Origin of the sequence: Bartonella sp. AP20NXHL (assembly GCF_042196165.1) — a bacterium.
In the GTDB taxonomy this organism is placed as follows: Bacteria; Pseudomonadota; Alphaproteobacteria; order Rhizobiales; family Rhizobiaceae; genus Bartonella.
The window spans coordinates 96799-114096 of the sequence record NZ_JBHIPV010000007.1; the positions used below are offsets into that span (position 1 = coordinate 96799).

Sequence of the window (17298 nt, forward strand, 5' to 3'; positions counted from 1 at the left end):
ATCCTTGAGCATTTCCCCTCCTACCTCTCAATAGACGTCTTAGTATTTCGCCGTATGTTTTTGTAATAACAGTGGAAAATAAATCGTGTAATTCTATATAGGGTGTATTCTAATAATGACAATCATAAGTTGTACAATATTCATGTTTTTTATATGGCTAATATTTTTTTATGTGCTCTTAAGCAATTGGCATTAGCTATTCGCGTAAAAGGCGTTTATAAAAAAATTTTTATTTCAATATTTGGGTAAAATTATGAATATCGTTATCGTTGAATCTCCAGCAAAAGCAAAAACAATTAATAAATATCTTGGATCTCAATACAAAGTTGTCGCATCATTTGGACATGTTCGTGATTTGCCTGCAAAAGATGGTTCTGTTTTACCGGATCAAGATTTTTCTATGAAATGGGATATAGATTCTGCTGCCGCTAAACGTTTAAATGAAATAGCAAAAGCCGTTAAAGAAGCCGATAGCCTTATATTAGCAACAGACCCTGATCGTGAAGGGGAAGCTATTTCATGGCATATTCTGGATGTTCTCCGTCAAAAAAAAGTTTTAAAAGATAAACCTATTAAAAGAGTTGTCTTCAATGCCATCACCAAAAAGTCTGTGCTTGATGCTATGAACAATCCACGTGATATTGATACATCACTTGTAGATGCTTATCTTGCACGTCGCGCTCTTGATTATCTCGTTGGTTTTACACTTTCACCTGTTTTATGGCGGAAACTTCCTGGTGCCCGTTCAGCAGGACGCGTTCAATCGGTTGCTTTGCGTATTATTTGTGATCGTGAATCAGAAATAGAACATTTTATCAAAGAAGATTATTGGTCCATTACAACACAGTTAAAAACCATCCGAAATGATAGTTTCCAAGCAAGATTGACAATGTTTAATCAAAGAAAAATAGGCAAGCTTGATATTCAATCTCAAGAACAAGCAGACCAAATTCGCCTTATGTTGGAGCAAGCCCAATATCATACACTCAGTGTTGAAGCAAAACCTACAAAGAGAAATCCTTTTCCTCCATTTACAACCTCCACACTACAACAAGCAGCTTCTTCAAAATTAGGATTTTCAGCTTCTCGCACTATGCAAATTGCCCAAAAGCTTTATGAAGGCATTGAAATTAATGGTGAAACGGCAGGGCTGATTACTTATATGCGTACCGATGGTGTGCAAATAGCACCAGAAGCTATTGATTCAGCACGAAAAGTTATTCATGAAACTTTCGGTAAAGACTATATTCCTGAAAAACCACGTTTTTATTCAACAAAGGCAAAAAATGCACAAGAAGCACACGAAGCGATCCGTCCAACAGATTTTCAACGCAATCCTAGTCAAGTCCGTAATTTTCTCGATAGCGATCAAGCAAAGCTCTATGAGCTGATATGGAAGCGTGCTATTGCCAGCCAAATGCGTTCTGCTGACATTGAACGTACAACCGTTGAAATTGAAGCACAGCAAGGAGAAAACCGTGCAAATCTACGAGCAACAGGATCTGTTATTCGCTTTGATGGCTTTATTTCCGTCTACACGGATCAACGAGACGAAGAAAATAATGAAGAAAATGAAACAACACGTTTACCACAAATAAACACTGGTGAAGCACTTACAAAAGAAAAAGTTGAATCCGTACAACATACCACAGAGCCCCCTTCTCGTTATTCTGAAGCTTCATTAATTAAAAAGCTTGAGGAGTTAGGAATTGGTCGTCCTTCTACTTATGCCTCCACATTGGCGACATTGTGTGACCGTGGATATATTGTCATTGATAAACGAAAGCTTATTCCCGATGCTAAGGGACGTATTGTTACGGCCTTTCTTGAAAATTTCTTTAATCGCTATGTAGAATATGGTTTCACAGCAGATCTTGAAGAAAAGCTGGATCTTATATCTGACGGCAAACTTTCTTGGAAAGACGTCTTAAGGGATTTTTGGGATGGATTTAATGCATCTATTAGCAATATCCAAGAACTCCGTATAACCAATGTCCTTGATGTTTTAAATGTAACATTAGCACCTCTCGCCTTTCCTGAACGCGAAGATGGAAGTGATGTGCGTTCCTGTCCTCTTTGTAAAAATGGTCAATTATCATTAAAACTCGGTCGTTATGGTGCTTTTGTTGGCTGTTCCAATTATCCCGAATGTAAATACACACGCCAACTTGGTACAGATACTGGAGAAGATAATGAAGCTGTACGCAATGATGAACCTGTTATACTTGGTATTGACCCTGAAACAGGAAAAGATATCTCTCTTCGCAATGGCCGGTTTGGACCCTATATTCAACTTGGTGAAAGCAAAGAAGTTAAGCGTGCAGGACTACCAAAAGAGTGGCAGGCAGAAAATGTAACCCTTGATAAAGCCTTGGCTTTACTATCCCTTCCCCGTGAAATTGGCATTCATCCTGAAACTGGAAAAATAATCACGGCTACGATTGGACGATATGGTCCCTACCTTAGCCATAACGGAAAATCTGCGCGCCTTCTTCATGCAGATGAAGTTTTTGATATTGGTATCAATCGCGCTGTTACAGTATTGGCAGAACAACAAGAAAACAAAACCAAGCAAAGCAGAACAACACCTGAAGCATTGGCAACATTAGGAGAGCATCCAGAAGGAGGAACCATTACCGTGCGCAACGGGCGTTATGGTCCTTATGTCAATTGGGGTAAAATTAATGCAACATTGCCAAAAGATAAAGATCCCATTAGTGTAACACTTCCAGAGGCACTAGAACTTATATCGGCTAAAGCATCGAGTAAAAAAACAACTTCAAAAAGAGCTTCTTCTAAAACAAAAGCAAAAATAAAAGAGACATAAATTTTGGCTAAAGGTGAAAAAAACATAAAATATCTCTCTTCATTCAAGGGGAAAACTTTTCCCAATAAGGAAGCAATCCTTTCCTTTATAATTGAGAATCCTAACCACTCAAGTAAACGAGAAATCGCTAAAGCTTTTAACTTAAAAGGCGATTCTCGTATCTGGCTTAGAGATATGTTACGTGAGTTAAAGGATCAAAATCTCATATCTAAACACCACAAAAGAGCAATTAACAAAGGAAAATTACCCCCTGTTTCTTTAGTAAAAATTAGCGGACGTGATAAAGATGGAAGTTTTATTGCACAACCTCTTGAATGGGAAGATTCTCCAAAGCCCAATATTGAAATACACTCTTTTCATCACATAACAGGAAGTAATATTGGTGTTGGAGATCATATTCTTGTAAAAGTTTTTCGAAATAAAAATTCTGAAAGCTCAAGCTATCCTTATACGGGACGAATTATTCGTAAAATTGATGTATCTCCCAAAAGCGCATTTGCTATTGTACGAAAATTGGAAAATAATCAATGGCGCCTTGATCCTATAGACCGCAAAACCAATGAACTCATTGTTGAAATGTCTCCAGAAATGAAGATTCAAATTGGTGATCTCGTTGAAGTCGAAATAAAAAAAAATACTGGTTACGGATTAAAGAGCGCAAAAATAAAGAATGTTTTAGGGCACATTAAGAGTGAGAAAACACTCTCAATGATAGCGCTTCTTTCGAAAGGAATTCCTTATATTTTTCCTGAAAGTGTTCTTGAGCAAGCCAAACATATCAAAGCTGCCAATATGGATAATCGTGAAGATTGGCGACAATTACCCTTTATTACAATTGATCCACCAGATGCAAAAGACCATGATGATGCAGTTTATGCAACCAAGGATAAAGACCCAGCAAATAATGATGGTTGGATTATTATTGTGGCCATTGCAGATGTTTCTTACTATATCAAAACAGGAAGCGCTTTAGATAAAGAAGCATTGAAACGTGGAAATTCTGTTTATTTTCCCGATACCGTTGTGCCAATGTTACCTGAACGCCTTTCTCATGATTTATGTTCTCTTCGTGAAGGAAAAGAAAGACCAGCTTTAGCCGTTCGTATGATTTTTGATGCAAACGGTAATAAACGAAAACATAGTTTTCATCGTACTATGATTCGTGTAAGAGCCAAACTTTCTTATCAAGAAGTACAATTGGCAATTGAAGGTAATATAAATGAAAAAATAACCCCTCTTTTTGAGAGCATTTTGCACCCCTTATGGGAAGCCTATGCATGCCTTAAAGCTGCGAGAAATCGTCGCCAACCACTAGAATTAGAAATTGCAGAAAAAAAGATTATTCTTGATCAAAATGGATGCATAAAAGATGTTGTGAGTGAAACACAATTAGAAGCGCATCGTTTAATTGAAGAGTTTATGATACAAGCTAATATTGCAGCTTCTGAAACATTAAAACAACATCACCAGCCGCTCATTTATCGTATTCATGAAAAACCTTCTCTTGCTAAGCAAGAAATACTTCGGAGCTTTCTTCAAAGTTTGGGGATACCACTCTCCCGCGGAAGCGAACTTACCTCAGCGCGCCTTAATAGAATTTTAGAAAAGGTCGCTCATACTCAACAACAAGAACTAGTCAATCAAGTTATTTTGCGTTCACAATCACAAGCAGAGTACAACCCTAAAAATAGTGGCCATTTTGGTTTGAATTTGCAGAACTATACACATTTTACATCACCAATCCGTCGTTATGCTGATCTCATTATTCATCGAGCACTCATTAAAGCTCTCAAATTAGGAAATGATCAATTAACAGATACACAAGAACAAAATCTTGCAGAAATTGCTACGCAAGTTTCTTTATACGAACGCCGTGCAATGATGGCTGAAAGAGAAACGATTGATCGGCTTGTTGCTCACTATTTAACGAATAAAATCGGTCGTATTTTTACAGGCCGCATTTCCGGAGTTATAAAAGCAGGTCTTTTTATCTCACTTGATAAACTCAATACAGATGGTTTTGTCCATATTTCTACACTTAAAAATGATTATTATCATTTTGATGAAGCACAACATGTTCTTGTAGGACAGCGTAGCCATAAAGGCTATCAGCTCAGTGATGTTGTAGAAGTAAAACTTATAACGGTACAACCTTTTGCTGGCGCTTTATGCTTTGAACTGTTAACAAAACCTCGTCCAATAAAATTTTTACCGACATCCTACCATAAAAACAAATTAAAAAAACAAAAGTATACTTTTTATGGGAAAAGAAAAAATTAAGCTTCTTGCCCTCCATTGAATATAATATGAATAATAAATTCAATTTAAGAAATGACTTATATTATATAATATTTATATGTACAATCTTCTTTCTTTAGTATACAAGAGGATAAATTTTATTATTAAGTCTATAATAACCATATAAAAATCTTGCAGTTTTTTATACTTAGAAAATGAGAGAAACTGCAAAGGATAGTTTTGGCTCCCTTTCATTTCAGCTCATCTTTTCATTGTTTAAATAAACAAGAGTACCTTAAGCCATGTTTAAATAAACAAGAGTACCTTAAGCCATGTTTAAATAAACAAGAGTACCTTAAGCCATTCTCATGAAAAAAAAACCTTTTGACTCTCAAAATAATTCTTTGCGTGCAATTATTGCCGCTATTGCAACCATTGGCACTGTTGGAACAGCATTGGCAATGGGAACACAACTTGTCTCTCTTCTTATGGCAGAGAAAGGACTTTCCAACAGTACAATCGGCTATAGTGGAACAGTTGGTGGAATCGCCACAATTATTGCAGCTATTTTTACGTCTCGAATTGCCTTATGCTTAGGAATCGCTCAAACAATATTGCTTATGATGGCGATAGGATCTTTAAGTTTTTTAGGATTCTATTTTTTTGATCCCATATGGATTTGGTTTATTTTAAAGTTTATATTACATTTCAGCATGACAGTTATGTTTATCCTATCAGAGTTTTGGATCAACAGTTATGCTCCCCCCAAAAAACGCGGTTTGATCCTTTCTATTTATGCTATTGTCTTAGGATTAGGGTTTATAATAGGTCTAACGCTGCTAGCAAAAGTGGGAACACAAGGATTTATTCCTTTTGCTGTTGGATATAGCCTTATTATACTTGCTACTATACCAATTCTTACCGCTTGGAAATTAAGTCCAGAATTTCAAAAAAATCAATATATGCCATTTTTTCGTTATCTTTTTCACGTTCCAAGTGCAATGATGGCGGTCCTTGTTTACGGGGCCATTCAAATGGGCGTATTAACTCTTATAATACCCTTTAGTTTATCCATTGGTTATAATGAGAATGAAGCAGCACATTTTATGGCAACCCTTGCACTTGGGAATATTTTCCTCTTAATTCCTATCAGCATTATAAGCGACTACGCCAAAGATCGACGCTACCCGCTGATGAGTTGCGCTATTTTAGGTTTTATAGGAACTTTTATAGTACCATGGATTCTTCAATATCCATGGATTCTGATGCTTGATTTGTTTTTTCTGGGTGGTGTATCAGCGAGCCTTTATACAATTAGTCTTGCACATTTAGGAGCCCGTCTCAAGGGGCAAGAGCTTGCTGCTGCTAATTCTGCTTTTATTTTTTGTTATGGAATTGGTATGCTCATCGGACCGACCTTTATCGGAAAATCCATGGATATCTTTAAACCCTTTGGTTTTTCAATAGCCATGGCTGTTTTTTTCGGTTTATATGTCATTTTGGTGTTTGTCCAACTTATGAGAAAATTAATCAGCTCTTGACTTTTTTGAGAACATCCGTAGTGTTGCCGGAAAATCTGATGATGTCGGAAATAAGTTTTGACAGAAATAATATTTTTTCAGTATAAATAGGGTATTTACATTATGGCTAAAGCAGCAACCATTAAGATCAAGCTTTTATCAACTGCAGATACTGGTTTTTTCTATGTAACAAAGAAAAACAGCCGTACAATGACAGATAAAATGAGCAAGCGTAAATATGATCCAGTTGTAAAAAAGCACGTTGAATTTAAAGAAACAAAAATTAAATAAATAAAATTATTATTAAATTGATAGATTTTATACTCCAAAAGAAATGTTGGAGTATTGCTCTTCAAAGTTATTTTTTGAGGGGTGTTTTTTTATTTCCTTAAGTTTAAAAAGTTTACTTTAAACTTTGTATGTTTTGTACGGATTTGGATAAGTTGATTTATTATTTAAGTTGCTTACATATATTCTGTATGAGTATTTGATTATTGTGATATCTAATGAAAATTTTGTCATTAAAACGAAACACTGTTTCGTCATATGAATAAAGTTTCTCGGGTCAATTATAAACAATACTAAAATAGAGTTATAATAATGTTAGCAGTTTCTTTATTTCATGAAAAAATCTTTTTCTCATTTTAATCTAAGAAGCTTTAATCTAAAAGTTATCGGTTTCAGTATTTTTGTCGCTGCTAGCATTCTTATCATTATGTCAACTTATTTTAAGAAAACTCAGCTGTTGCCTCAAAAAGAAAAATTTTCTTCTCAAAACACTGTTGAAGGAAATGCATTAATCATTGATGGCGATACCATTATGATTTCTTCAATTAAGATTCGACTAGCTGGAATTGATGCTCCTGAACTCCACCAATTTTGTGGAAAAAAAGAAACGCGCTACCCTTGTGGGCTTGAGGCAAAAAAATATTTAGAAAAACTATTAAAAAATCAAACTGTTACATGTCACTGGCAAAAAACAGATAAATATCGCCGTATTCTTGCAACATGTAAAACAAAACAAGTTAGCAATATCAACGCAACACTTGTACATAATGGTTGGGCTGTAAATTATTATGAATATCCTAAAGAAGAGCAAGAAGCTAGAAAGAAAAAGAAAGGAATATGGGCATCAAGTTTTCAACGACCAAAAGAATGGCGCAAAGCAAATCCTCGCACAGAATAAGAAAAATATTTTTTAATTTTATTTACCAATGAAACAATGTAGCCAAATTATCAAACTTGAAAAAGAGATCTATTCCTGTCGTGTTTGCGTCCAACAACCCCATTATTTTCCTCCTCTTCCTCATGAACCAAACCCTGTCGTTTATTTATCCGATACCGCTTCGATTGCAATTGCAGGCCAAGCACCAGGGTTGCGTGTCCATGAAACTTCTATCCCTTTTAATGATCGTTCTGGCGAAAAATTGCGTAATTGGCTGGGTGTCACGAAAGAAGAATTTTATAATAGATCTCTTTTTGCTATTGTTCCTATGGGATTTTGTTTTCCAGGCTATGACAAAAATAAAGCTGATTTACCACCAAGACGTGAATGTCGAGAAATATGGCATGAAAAGATATTTCAAGCGATGCCTCAAATAAAGCTTGTTCTTGCTATTGGCAGTTATGCGCAAAAGTGGCACATTACAGAATTAAAATATAAAACCGTTTCTGCAACTGTTGGTGATTGGAGAAATATTCTTTCCATTCCCCAACCTCGAGGCTATAATGTTATGCCTTTGCCTCATCCATCATGGCGAAATACTTCTTGGTTACAGAAAAATCCATGGTTTAATGATGAGCTTATTGTATATCTGCGTTGTTTAGTGCGTAAATTTTTATAAATTAAAATATTGAGAATAAATATGGATCGTCTTGACCGAAAAATTTTACATCTTTTGCAAGAAAATGCGACACTTTCTGTTGCTGATATTGCTAAAAAAGTGGGACTTTCGACCACTCCTTGCTGGCGTAGAATTCAAAAACTTGAAGAAGATGGCGTCATTCAGCGTCGTGTTGCTGTTCTTTCTCCTGAAAAAGTAAACGCACACGTCACTGTTTTTGTGTCTATTCGCACAAACACACATAGTCATGAATGGTTTAAGCGTTTTTCAAAAATTGTGCAAGAATTCCGTGAAGTCATTGAATTTTATCGAATGAGTGGAGATATTGACTATTTATTGCGTGTTGTTGTGCCCAACATTGAGGCTTATGATCTTTTTTATAAAAAATTAATTTCTAAAATTGATATCCGTGATGTCTCATCTTCTTTCGCAATGGAACAGATTAAATATACAACGGAACTTCCACTTAATTATATTAAATTACACGACAAGACGCATGAACAAAACTCTTAAGATTTTTATATCCGTCTCATGATCTTTTAGGCATTCAAACTTTCTTGTTGAAAAACGACCATTTGTGCATGTGTTAAAACAGCAGCTTTGACAATACCAGCTGCCATAGCTGCTCCTGTCCCTTCACCAAGACGCATCCCCAAATCTAGAAGTGGTTCTTTGCCAATTTTTTTTAAAAGTTTACGATGAGCTGTCTCAGAAGAAACATGTCCAACAAGGGTATGATCAAGAGCTTTTGGATGCATTTTATAAAGGACCGCTGCAGCTGCTGTTGCCACAAAACCATCTAAAATAACGGGTATTTTTTCTATTCTTGCTGCTAAAATAGCACCAACCATAGCAGCAATTTCACGTCCTCCTAAGCGACGCATTATCTCAAAAGGATCATTGAAATAATCCTTGTGCAAAGAAATAGCTGTCTTAACCGCTGCAATTTTACGCTGATAAAAATCACCTTCTGATTCCATAGCATTTCCTGTCCATTCTTCCACTTCCCCTCCAAACAATGCTAAGCATAAAGCTGAAGCTATTGCTGTGTTTCCAATTCCCATTTCTCCAATACATAAAAGATCTGTTCCACCCGCAATGGATTCCATTCCAAATGCCATTGTAGCAGCCGCACTCCGCTCATCCATTGCGGCATCCTTCGTAATATTCATTGTTGGATATTCTAATGCTAAATCAAATATTTTTAATCCAAGATCATAAGCAATACAAATTTGATTGATAGCAGCTCCACCAGAGGCAAAATTTTCTACCATTTTTTGTGTCATAGATTGTGGAAATGGTGTAATATTCTCCTCTACAATACCATGATTTCCAGAAAAAATAGCGACCAAAGGTCTCGTTACGATAGGTTTTTCTGTACCCCTCCACCCCGCATACCAAACAGCAATATCTCCTAGTTTTCCTAATGTTCCTTGCTCTTTTGTTAAGTCTTTTTGCCGTTTTTTTGCCAAAATTATAGAAAACTCATCAGCAACAGGTAAATTTGTAAGCAAAGCACGAAAATCATCAAATGGACTAGCGGTCATAAGGATACCTTTTAAAATCTACAATGTTTATGAAAATCCCGTCATATATACAGGATATGAATAATTTATTGTTTTTTTAACAGTGCTTTAAAAATGTTAAATACTATGAAAGCAATAATTTCTACATTCTATTTTCAACCCTAATAACAAACGTGTAAGATTCAAAATGTTATTAATATCTTATGATTACCTTTACAGTGATACCCTTAACCTATTTTTATTTAATAGGCATAATCAGCATGCCGTTTAATATATACATTCCAACAATTCTTATGCATAATAAAAGTTATAAACTTTCAAAAACTTATAAAATTGAAGAGATCAAAATTATCGCAAAGACATCCAAACGCAAAGGATCTCAACTTTAATATATTGTTAATTATTAGGCTATTATTAAATGAGAGCATAAAAAGCTTCTTTTAAAATACATATATCTGCATTTGGTTTTGTCGCATCATTTGATAATATTTGCCTCCATCGACGTGCCCCACCCCGCCCATGAAATAAACCAATCATGTGACGTGTCACATGAGAAAGCCGCCCCCCCGATACAATATGTCGAGCTGCATAATCACACATAACCTCAATAAGATCACTCTCACTCAGATTATTTTGCGTCTCACCATAGAGTTCAAAATCAATATGTTTTAACAAAGCTGGATTATGATAAACTTGGCGACCAACCATGACAGCATCACAGAAAGTTAAGTGTTCTTTGATCTCATCAATCGATTTAATTCCACCATTTATCCCAATGAATTTATGAGGATATTTACGTTTTAATTTGTAAACTCTTTCATAATTAAGGGGCGGAATATTACGGTTTTCTTTCGGACTCAATCCTTGCAACCATGCCTTGCGTGCATGTATCCAGAGCGCATCACATCCAGCATTCCAAACCTGATTAGCCAAAAGATCTAACGCTAACTCTTCATCTTGTTCGTCCACTCCAATCCGACATTTGACAGTTACAGGTATAGTAACCTCTCGTTTCATCGCTTCCACGGCATTTGCCACAATGTCTGGATGTAACATCAAACAAGCCCCAAAGACACCTGCTTGAACACGATTTGATGGGCACCCGACATTAAGATTTATTTCGTTGTAGCCAAAATCCTCAGCAATTCGTGCAGCTTCTGCTAACTTTTTCGGATCAGCCCCCCCTAGTTGTAATGCAACTGGACATTCTTTATCGCTAAAAGCCAACAATTGTTCGCGAACACCATGAATGACAGCATCTGCTACCATCATTTCCGTATAAAGGAGAGCTTTTTTCGTTAAAAGACGATAAAAAAACCTGCAATGTCGGTCTGTCCAGTCCAACATTGGTGCTACTGCAAATTTTATAGTCGATGGAAGGTTGTAAAATATCATGAGGGTATTACTCTCATGTCCCTATAGCTCTCTCTTTATACATAGAAAAATACTTACTTTTAGTTTACGGAAAATTTTATTCTCTTATACTATCATGAGTATAATAACAGTTCATTATTTTCAATTGATATCAAGGTTTACTACAATCAATCATGATAAAACACAATTTTGCATTTCTCATAGATTAGTGTTCAGGTATATAAACATGAAAAAAGAAGATTTTCACCATAATATAAAAAACTCATTTACAAGTTCTTCTTACGCTCATCAAGCCTCCATCCTTACATGATTTAGCACAGCATTTAAGATAATAAATGCTAAACTAACACATTATACAATTTTTTATAATAGATTTAATTTTCTTTAGATTTTTTTTAACTTATTGTGCAAATAAATGCTACAGAAAGTATCTTTATCTTCTCCTAAAGAAAGAATAAAAATCCTTATTTCACATGAATCTAATTATAAATCATTTTTTTTCAATGAGTTATTCTTGGTAACATTCTTGAATTTCACTTTATAAGATAGACAAATTTCATCCTAAATATTCTATCTAATTTTGCCATTTTATGATTCTTGCAAAAAAACTAAAATCAGGGTATAGACAGCCATTGCCTTTTTAATATCTATGACTGATATCAGTATCTCTTTAAGGAAAATATTTTACAATATTGCAGATAAAATCTGTAAAATGAAATGATCATAAAAGTTGTTCAATCTCTTGTTGGCTTTGCATATAGGAAGAAAGAGTACCAACCTCTTGTTCATTAAATAGGAGACCCAGTTTTGAACGACGCCATAACACATCTTCACATACTTTAGCCCATTCTTTTTCCATCAACCATTTTACTTCTACTTCATAAAGCCCATGTCCAAAATTTTTTCCTTTATTTGCCTTACCATGTGCAAAGATCACCAATGCTTCCGTACCGTAGGAGCGTGCAAGCCTGCGATGTGTAAAAGCATCTAAATCTGGCATCAAAAGAGCAATCCTATTTTCGATTGTATCTAATTTGTTATAGGGAAAATCACCCCCAGGAAGCACTGCCTTAGCCGTCCATGATGCTCCCTTTTTACCAAGCTCTTTTTCAACAAATTTCATCGCATCTTCAGCCAACTTACGATAAGTTGTAATCTTTCCACCATAAAGATTAAGAATCTTTGGTGTTGTTCCTGTTCCCATTTCTTTTAAAACATAATCGCGCGTAATTTCTTGTGCTTTTGAAGCTCCATCATCATAGAGTGGACGAACTCCAGAGTAAGACCAGACAATCGTTTCAGGCAACACTGGTTGTATGAAATATTCACTGGCTGCTGCACAAATATAATCAATTTCTGTCTCAGTAATATGAACGTCAGCCGGATCTCCTTGATAATTACAATCTGTTGTTCCAAGCAAGGTAAACTCTTCTTGATACGGAATAGCAAATATAATACGCCCATCACCATTTTGAAAAATATAAGCACGATCATGAGTATAAAGCTTGGGAACCAAAATATGAGAACCTCTAACAAGCCGTACTGGTGGATGTTCTTTACAATCTAATATGCTTGCCAAAACATGATCAATCCAAGGTCCTGTCATATTCGCGACATAAGAAGCTGTGACACTATATTCTTTGCTACTTAACTTGTCTTGAAGAAAGATACGCCATTTATTGTCTTCTTTTTTTAAAGAGAGAACTTCTGTTCGTACTTTTATATCAGCTCCCCTCTTTTCTGCATCACGCGCATTGCCAATAACTAAACGCGCATCATCTACTCTTGCATCAGAATATTCAAAACCTCTCTGATATTCTTTCTTCAGTGTAGAGCAAAATTTTTGTGAAAAATTAATCGTTTTACTGCGCCACAATTTCTGATTCCAATTCCCTAAATAATCATAAATAAAAAGTCCAAAACGCAACATCCAAGCAGGGCGCAATTCTTTATGATAAGGAAGGAGAAAACGCAAAGGACGCACAATATGTGGAGCCATGCGTAAAATGATCTCGCGTTCTTTCAATGCTTCACGAACAAGTTTGAACTCATAGTGTTCAAGATAACGAAGCCCACCATGAATAAGCTTTGTTGACGCACTTGAGGTCCCAGATGCAAGATCGTTCATTTCAGCCAATCCCACTTTAAAACCGCGTCCTGCTGCATCTCTTGCCAATCCACACCCGTTTATCCCTCCCCCAATGATAAACAGCTCATAATGTGTTGTGGTTTTCATAATTTCACTTTTCATTATTTAATTTTTTTCTCAGTACTCAATAAAGCAACAGGAAAAAAATAATACAAGTGTTCTTCATTGTATTATCAACGTACTTTTTCCTAAAATAAACACGCACAAAAAGCTTTTGATATCCTTATACATCAAAACAACATTTGACAAATTAAAGAGATTTTTTTTATCTTTTACAAAACATAATCCTTGCCAAACCAAGGTTCATCATATGAAATCTTTTTAGAGAAAAATTGATGTTTTTTCTCATTCTTAAAGACACACTATAGCTAAATGCTTATTGCACATAGAGAGCGCTTTTCATATAGTTCACTCAATGACACCCTAGAAAATGTGAAGGTATACAGATGAATTATCACTCTCAAAACTCGAAAATAACACTTCTTTCAAAAATTTTAGTCCCAGTTATGTCGAGTATTTTAATCTTTTTACCTTCTTTATCAAACGCAACATCACACTCAAAAACAGCAAATAATTTAAGCTTAGAAAAGCTTAAAACACAACTTTTGGAAGATTCTAGCTTTTTATCTAAGCTTAAAGAAAAAATGATACCACATACTGATTCTCATCATATTCAACAAATTGTCAGAGAGTACCTTCTTACTCATCCAGAAATTATGATTGAAATGCAGCTTATTCTTCAAGATAAGCTGGAAAAACAGAATGAATACGAAAACCAAAAACAAACTTCTGTCATTCATTTGTTAGAAAAAGAAATTTTTCATTCTCCTCATGACGCTGTTTTGGGAAACCCAAATGGTAAAAGAGTGCTTGTCAATTTTTTTGATTACAACTGTGGATATTGTAAAATTTCCTATTCAAATATAGAAGACTTGATAAAAGAATACCCAGATTTAAAGGTTATTATCAAGGATTTACCAATTTTAAGCTCTGATTCTATGGCAGCCCATACTGTTGCCTACGCATTTCGAAAACAATTTCCAGAGAAATATCCTCAGTTTCACAAAACGCTTTTAATGTATCAGGGTCGTGCAAATGAAGCTAAAGCTATTAAAGTAGCTGTTTCATTAGGAGCAGATGAAAAAAAACTACGTAATGCAATAAAAGATCCCACTCTGCAAAACGCTTTTAAAGAAAATATTCAAATTGCCTCTACACTTCATATTACGGGAACACCTTCTTACATCATTGGTAATAAAATATTCATTGGCGCAGCCAAACAAGATATTCTAAAACAAGCGATAGACAATACACAGTGAATTCCTGATCCGTTTTAGAAAGAATACTGTAAATGAGGTAATTTTATGCTTTCTCTTTTTTGACAACAGGCTTATAAGTGCAATTTTGCGTAAAGCAGATACGAGTTTTAAATTGCAAAGTATAATAATTTAAAGGAAATAAAAATCTTTAAAGCCTCAAAAGATGTCATCCCTAATCTAGAGATATTCGGTCATAAAATGAGATAATGACGATCTTCATTGATCAAGGAGTTAGAAATAAAATGACAACAAAAAAAATGGATTCGGCAAAAACCGCAATTGATACGAAAATTATTCGTGATCTTGCTGAAATTTTGAATGATACAAATTTAACGAACATTGAAGTTGAACAAGGGGAGCTTCGTATTTGTGTCTCACGCCAAAATACCTTAATTTCTTCTGAGCAAGCAATCTATGCTCCTGTTTCTACTCCTACTTTTTCTGTAACATCTTCTCCAGTTCCAACAGCTGAAGCTCCTATACAATCTATCCAAGAAGATAAATCAAAAAACACAATAACCTCTCCCATGGTTGGAACAGCTTATCTTGCACCTTCACCAGGCGCGCAACCTTTTGTAGAAGTAGGACAAAATGTTTCTGAAGGGGAGACATTACTTATTATTGAAGCCATGAAAACAATGAATCAAATTTCATCACCACGCTCAGGCACAGTAACCACTGTTCTTGTCAAAGATGGTCAACCTGTTGAATTTGGTGAACCACTTATTATTGTTGAATAAAGCGAGGGGCAACCATGATTCGAAAAATCCTCATTGCTAATCGGGGAGAAATTGCTCTTCGCGTTTTACGTGCATGTAAAGAACTTGGCATAAAAACCGTGGCTGTTCACTCTACCGCTGATGCAGATGCAATGCATGTTCGTCTTGCTGACGAAAGTGTTTGTATTGGACCTCCTCCCGCTCGCGATTCTTATTTGAGTATTCAGCAAATTATTGCTGCTTGTGAAATTACAGGAGCTGATGCTGTTCATCCAGGTTATGGCTTTCTTTCTGAAAATGCAAAATTTGCGGATGTTCTAGAAGCCCATGATATTACATTCATCGGTCCAACAGCTACTCATATCCGAATCATGGGAGATAAAATCGAAGCAAAGAAAACCGCCCAAAAACTTGGTATTCCTGTAGTTCCCGGTTCAGATGGGGCCGTCACTGAAGAATCAGATGCTTTACGCACTGCTCGTGAAATTGGTTATCCAGTTATTATCAAAGCTTCTGCCGGTGGTGGTGGACGTGGTATGAAGGTTGTTCATTCTGAACAAGAATTTTCTATAGCTCTCAAAACAACACGTTCAGAAGCGAAAGCTGCTTTTGGTGATGACGCTGTTTACATAGAAAAATATTTAGAAAAACCCCGTCATATTGAAATTCAAGTCATAGGTGATGGTGCGGGAAATGCTATTCATTTAGGAGAACGCGATTGTTCACTTCAACGACGGCATCAAAAAGTATGGGAAGAAGCTACATCACCTGCACTTAATGAAACAGAACGGAAAAAAATTGGAAGTATTGTTGCAAATGCCTGTGCCAAACTTGGATATCGTGGAGCTGGTACTATTGAATTTCTTTATGAAAATGGCGAATTTTATTTTATTGAAATGAATACACGTTTACAAGTAGAACATCCTGTAACTGAAGCAATTACAGGTATAGATTTAGTCCATGAACAAATCCATATTGCATCAGGCTGTAAGCTTTCAGTGACACAAGATGAAGTCTGTTTTTCTGGTCATGCCATTGAATGCCGTATTAATGCAGAAGATCCTATTAACTTTACGCCATCACCTGGAACCATTACACATTTTCATACACCTGGAGGTTTAGGGATTCGTGTTGATTCAGGCGCTTATTCAGGTTATCGTATCCCTCCTTACTATGATAGCATGATTGGAAAGCTGATTGTTCATGGACGTACCCGTTTAGAATGTATGATGCGTTTACGGCGTGCTTTAGATGAATTTGTCGTCGATGGGATAAAAACTACACTACCTCTTTTTCGCGATCTTATTAATAATCAAGATGTTGCTGATGGTAATTATAATATTCACTGGCTTGAAAAATACCTTTCTCATCAATCAAAGTCTTCAGATTCGTAATTTGATAGCAAAATAGTGCATTCTTATAAAAGATTCTATAAGATATCAACATAAGGATAGTGCCAACCTTGCTGTAAAAAGTGGTAAAAGAGGAAATAAGTTAGTTATTTTTATTTATTATATAGTTTTCACTTAATATGCACAAAATTTGATAATTTTCTGTTTTCCTTTTTGTGAGTTTGTGCTAATCCCTACATGGTTACGCCCTTATAGCTCAGTTGGTAGAGCACCTGATTTGTAATCAGGGGGTCGGGAGTTCGAGTCTCTCTGGGGGCACCATTTTATTTCTTAAACATATTGAAATATATAGTTTTTTTCTTTAAATAGCTATTTTCAGACCACCTTTTAGACCACCTTCTACAGTTTATATAATTTTACCTAATTTGTT

At 35.5% G+C, this 17298-nt stretch carries 13 protein-coding genes and 1 tRNA gene; 11 read left to right on the plus strand and 3 right to left on the minus strand.

All coding sequences use genetic code 11. The annotated features are described in order from the left end of the window. Window positions 1-253 precede the first annotated feature (253 nt). The 7 genes from topA to ACFILL_RS05670 all read left to right on the plus strand — a co-directional run bounded on the left by topA (window position 254) and on the right by ACFILL_RS05670 (window position 8942). Window positions 254-2827 (plus strand): type I DNA topoisomerase, encoded by a 2574-nt coding sequence (topA, locus tag ACFILL_RS05640; protein WP_273791017.1) that lies wholly within the window; start codon window positions 254-256, stop codon window positions 2825-2827. 3 nt (window positions 2828-2830) lie between these two features. After that, window positions 2831-5107: a ribonuclease R gene (gene rnr, locus ACFILL_RS05645; RefSeq protein ID WP_375643411.1), complete on the plus strand. Its 2277-nt coding sequence runs from the start codon at window positions 2831-2833 to the stop codon at window positions 5105-5107. A gap of 326 nt (window positions 5108-5433) precedes the next feature. Then, window positions 5434-6606 (plus strand): MFS transporter, encoded by a 1173-nt coding sequence (locus ACFILL_RS05650; RefSeq protein ID WP_273791015.1) that lies wholly within the window; start codon window positions 5434-5436, stop codon window positions 6604-6606. A gap of 102 nt (window positions 6607-6708) precedes the next feature. Next, entirely contained in the window at window positions 6709-6876 is a 168-nt protein-coding gene (rpmG, locus tag ACFILL_RS05655; protein ID WP_004864083.1) for a 50S ribosomal protein L33, read from the plus strand. A 331-nt stretch (window positions 6877-7207) separates the two neighbouring features. Beyond that, window positions 7208-7771: a thermonuclease family protein gene (locus ACFILL_RS05660; RefSeq protein ID WP_375643410.1), complete on the plus strand. Its 564-nt coding sequence runs from the start codon at window positions 7208-7210 to the stop codon at window positions 7769-7771. Window positions 7772-7799: 28 nt separating this feature from the next. Next, window positions 7800-8429 carry a uracil-DNA glycosylase family protein gene (locus ACFILL_RS05665; protein WP_375637613.1) on the plus strand — a complete coding sequence of 210 codons (630 nt, stop codon included), beginning with the start codon at window positions 7800-7802 and terminating at the stop codon, window positions 8427-8429. Between the two features lie 21 nt (window positions 8430-8450). Next, window positions 8451-8942 (plus strand): Lrp/AsnC family transcriptional regulator, encoded by a 492-nt coding sequence (locus ACFILL_RS05670; protein ID WP_015856433.1) that lies wholly within the window; start codon window positions 8451-8453, stop codon window positions 8940-8942. Between the two features lie 26 nt (window positions 8943-8968). Here ACFILL_RS05670 and cobT read toward each other — a convergent pair whose 3' ends face one another. The 3 genes from cobT to glpD all read right to left on the minus strand — a co-directional run bounded on the left by cobT (window position 8969) and on the right by glpD (window position 13580). Then, on the minus strand, window positions 8969-9976 hold the full coding sequence (cobT, locus tag ACFILL_RS05675) for a nicotinate-nucleotide--dimethylbenzimidazole phosphoribosyltransferase (protein WP_375637612.1): 1008 nt from the start codon (window positions 9974-9976) through the stop codon (window positions 8969-8971). Between the two features lie 393 nt (window positions 9977-10369). Beyond that, window positions 10370-11350, minus strand: a complete 981-nt coding sequence (gene dusA / locus ACFILL_RS05680; protein ID WP_375643409.1) for a tRNA dihydrouridine(20/20a) synthase DusA — start codon at window positions 11348-11350, stop codon at window positions 10370-10372. 700 nt (window positions 11351-12050) lie between these two features. Further along, window positions 12051-13580, minus strand: coding sequence for a glycerol-3-phosphate dehydrogenase (gene glpD, locus ACFILL_RS05685; protein ID WP_375631110.1), 1530 nt, complete (start codon window positions 13578-13580; stop codon window positions 12051-12053). A 344-nt stretch (window positions 13581-13924) separates the two neighbouring features. Between glpD and ACFILL_RS05690 the strand changes: the two genes are divergently transcribed. The 4 genes from ACFILL_RS05690 to ACFILL_RS05705 all read left to right on the plus strand — a co-directional run bounded on the left by ACFILL_RS05690 (window position 13925) and on the right by ACFILL_RS05705 (window position 17189). Continuing rightward, window positions 13925-14797 (plus strand): DsbA family protein, encoded by an 873-nt coding sequence (locus tag ACFILL_RS05690; RefSeq protein WP_273791009.1) that lies wholly within the window; start codon window positions 13925-13927, stop codon window positions 14795-14797. Window positions 14798-15039: 242 nt separating this feature from the next. Further along, entirely contained in the window at window positions 15040-15537 is a 498-nt protein-coding gene (gene accB / locus ACFILL_RS05695) for an acetyl-CoA carboxylase biotin carboxyl carrier protein (RefSeq protein ID WP_375643407.1), read from the plus strand. Between the two features lie 14 nt (window positions 15538-15551). Further along, window positions 15552-16910 (plus strand): acetyl-CoA carboxylase biotin carboxylase subunit, encoded by a 1359-nt coding sequence (accC, locus tag ACFILL_RS05700; protein WP_273791007.1) that lies wholly within the window; start codon window positions 15552-15554, stop codon window positions 16908-16910. A 203-nt stretch (window positions 16911-17113) separates the two neighbouring features. After that, window positions 17114-17189: transfer RNA gene (locus ACFILL_RS05705), tRNA-Thr, on the plus strand. Window positions 17190-17298: the final 109 nt, after the last annotated feature.

Bases quoted from the DNA above. Each gene is read 5' to 3' on its own strand.
- topA (WP_273791017.1), top strand. From the start codon at position 254: ATGAATATCGTTATCGTTGAATCTCCAGCAAAAGCAAAAACAATTAAT.
- ACFILL_RS05650 (WP_273791015.1), top strand. From the start codon at position 5,434: ATGAAAAAAAAACCTTTTGACTCTCAAAATAATTCTTTGCGTGCAATT.
- rpmG (WP_004864083.1), top strand. From the start codon at position 6,709: ATGGCTAAAGCAGCAACCATTAAGATCAAGCTTTTATCAACTGCAGAT.
- ACFILL_RS05660 (WP_375643410.1), top strand. From the start codon at position 7,208: ATGAAAAAATCTTTTTCTCATTTTAATCTAAGAAGCTTTAATCTAAAA.
- ACFILL_RS05665 (WP_375637613.1), top strand. From the start codon at position 7,800: ATGAAACAATGTAGCCAAATTATCAAACTTGAAAAAGAGATCTATTCC.
- ACFILL_RS05670 (WP_015856433.1), top strand. From the start codon at position 8,451: ATGGATCGTCTTGACCGAAAAATTTTACATCTTTTGCAAGAAAATGCG.
- cobT (WP_375637612.1), bottom strand. From the start codon at position 9,976: ATGACCGCTAGTCCATTTGATGATTTTCGTGCTTTGCTTACAAATTTA.
- dusA (WP_375643409.1), bottom strand. From the start codon at position 11,350: ATGATATTTTACAACCTTCCATCGACTATAAAATTTGCAGTAGCACCA.
- glpD (WP_375631110.1), bottom strand. From the start codon at position 13,580: ATGAAAAGTGAAATTATGAAAACCACAACACATTATGAGCTGTTTATC.
- ACFILL_RS05690 (WP_273791009.1), top strand. From the start codon at position 13,925: ATGAATTATCACTCTCAAAACTCGAAAATAACACTTCTTTCAAAAATT.
- accB (WP_375643407.1), top strand. From the start codon at position 15,040: ATGACAACAAAAAAAATGGATTCGGCAAAAACCGCAATTGATACGAAA.
- accC (WP_273791007.1), top strand. From the start codon at position 15,552: ATGATTCGAAAAATCCTCATTGCTAATCGGGGAGAAATTGCTCTTCGC.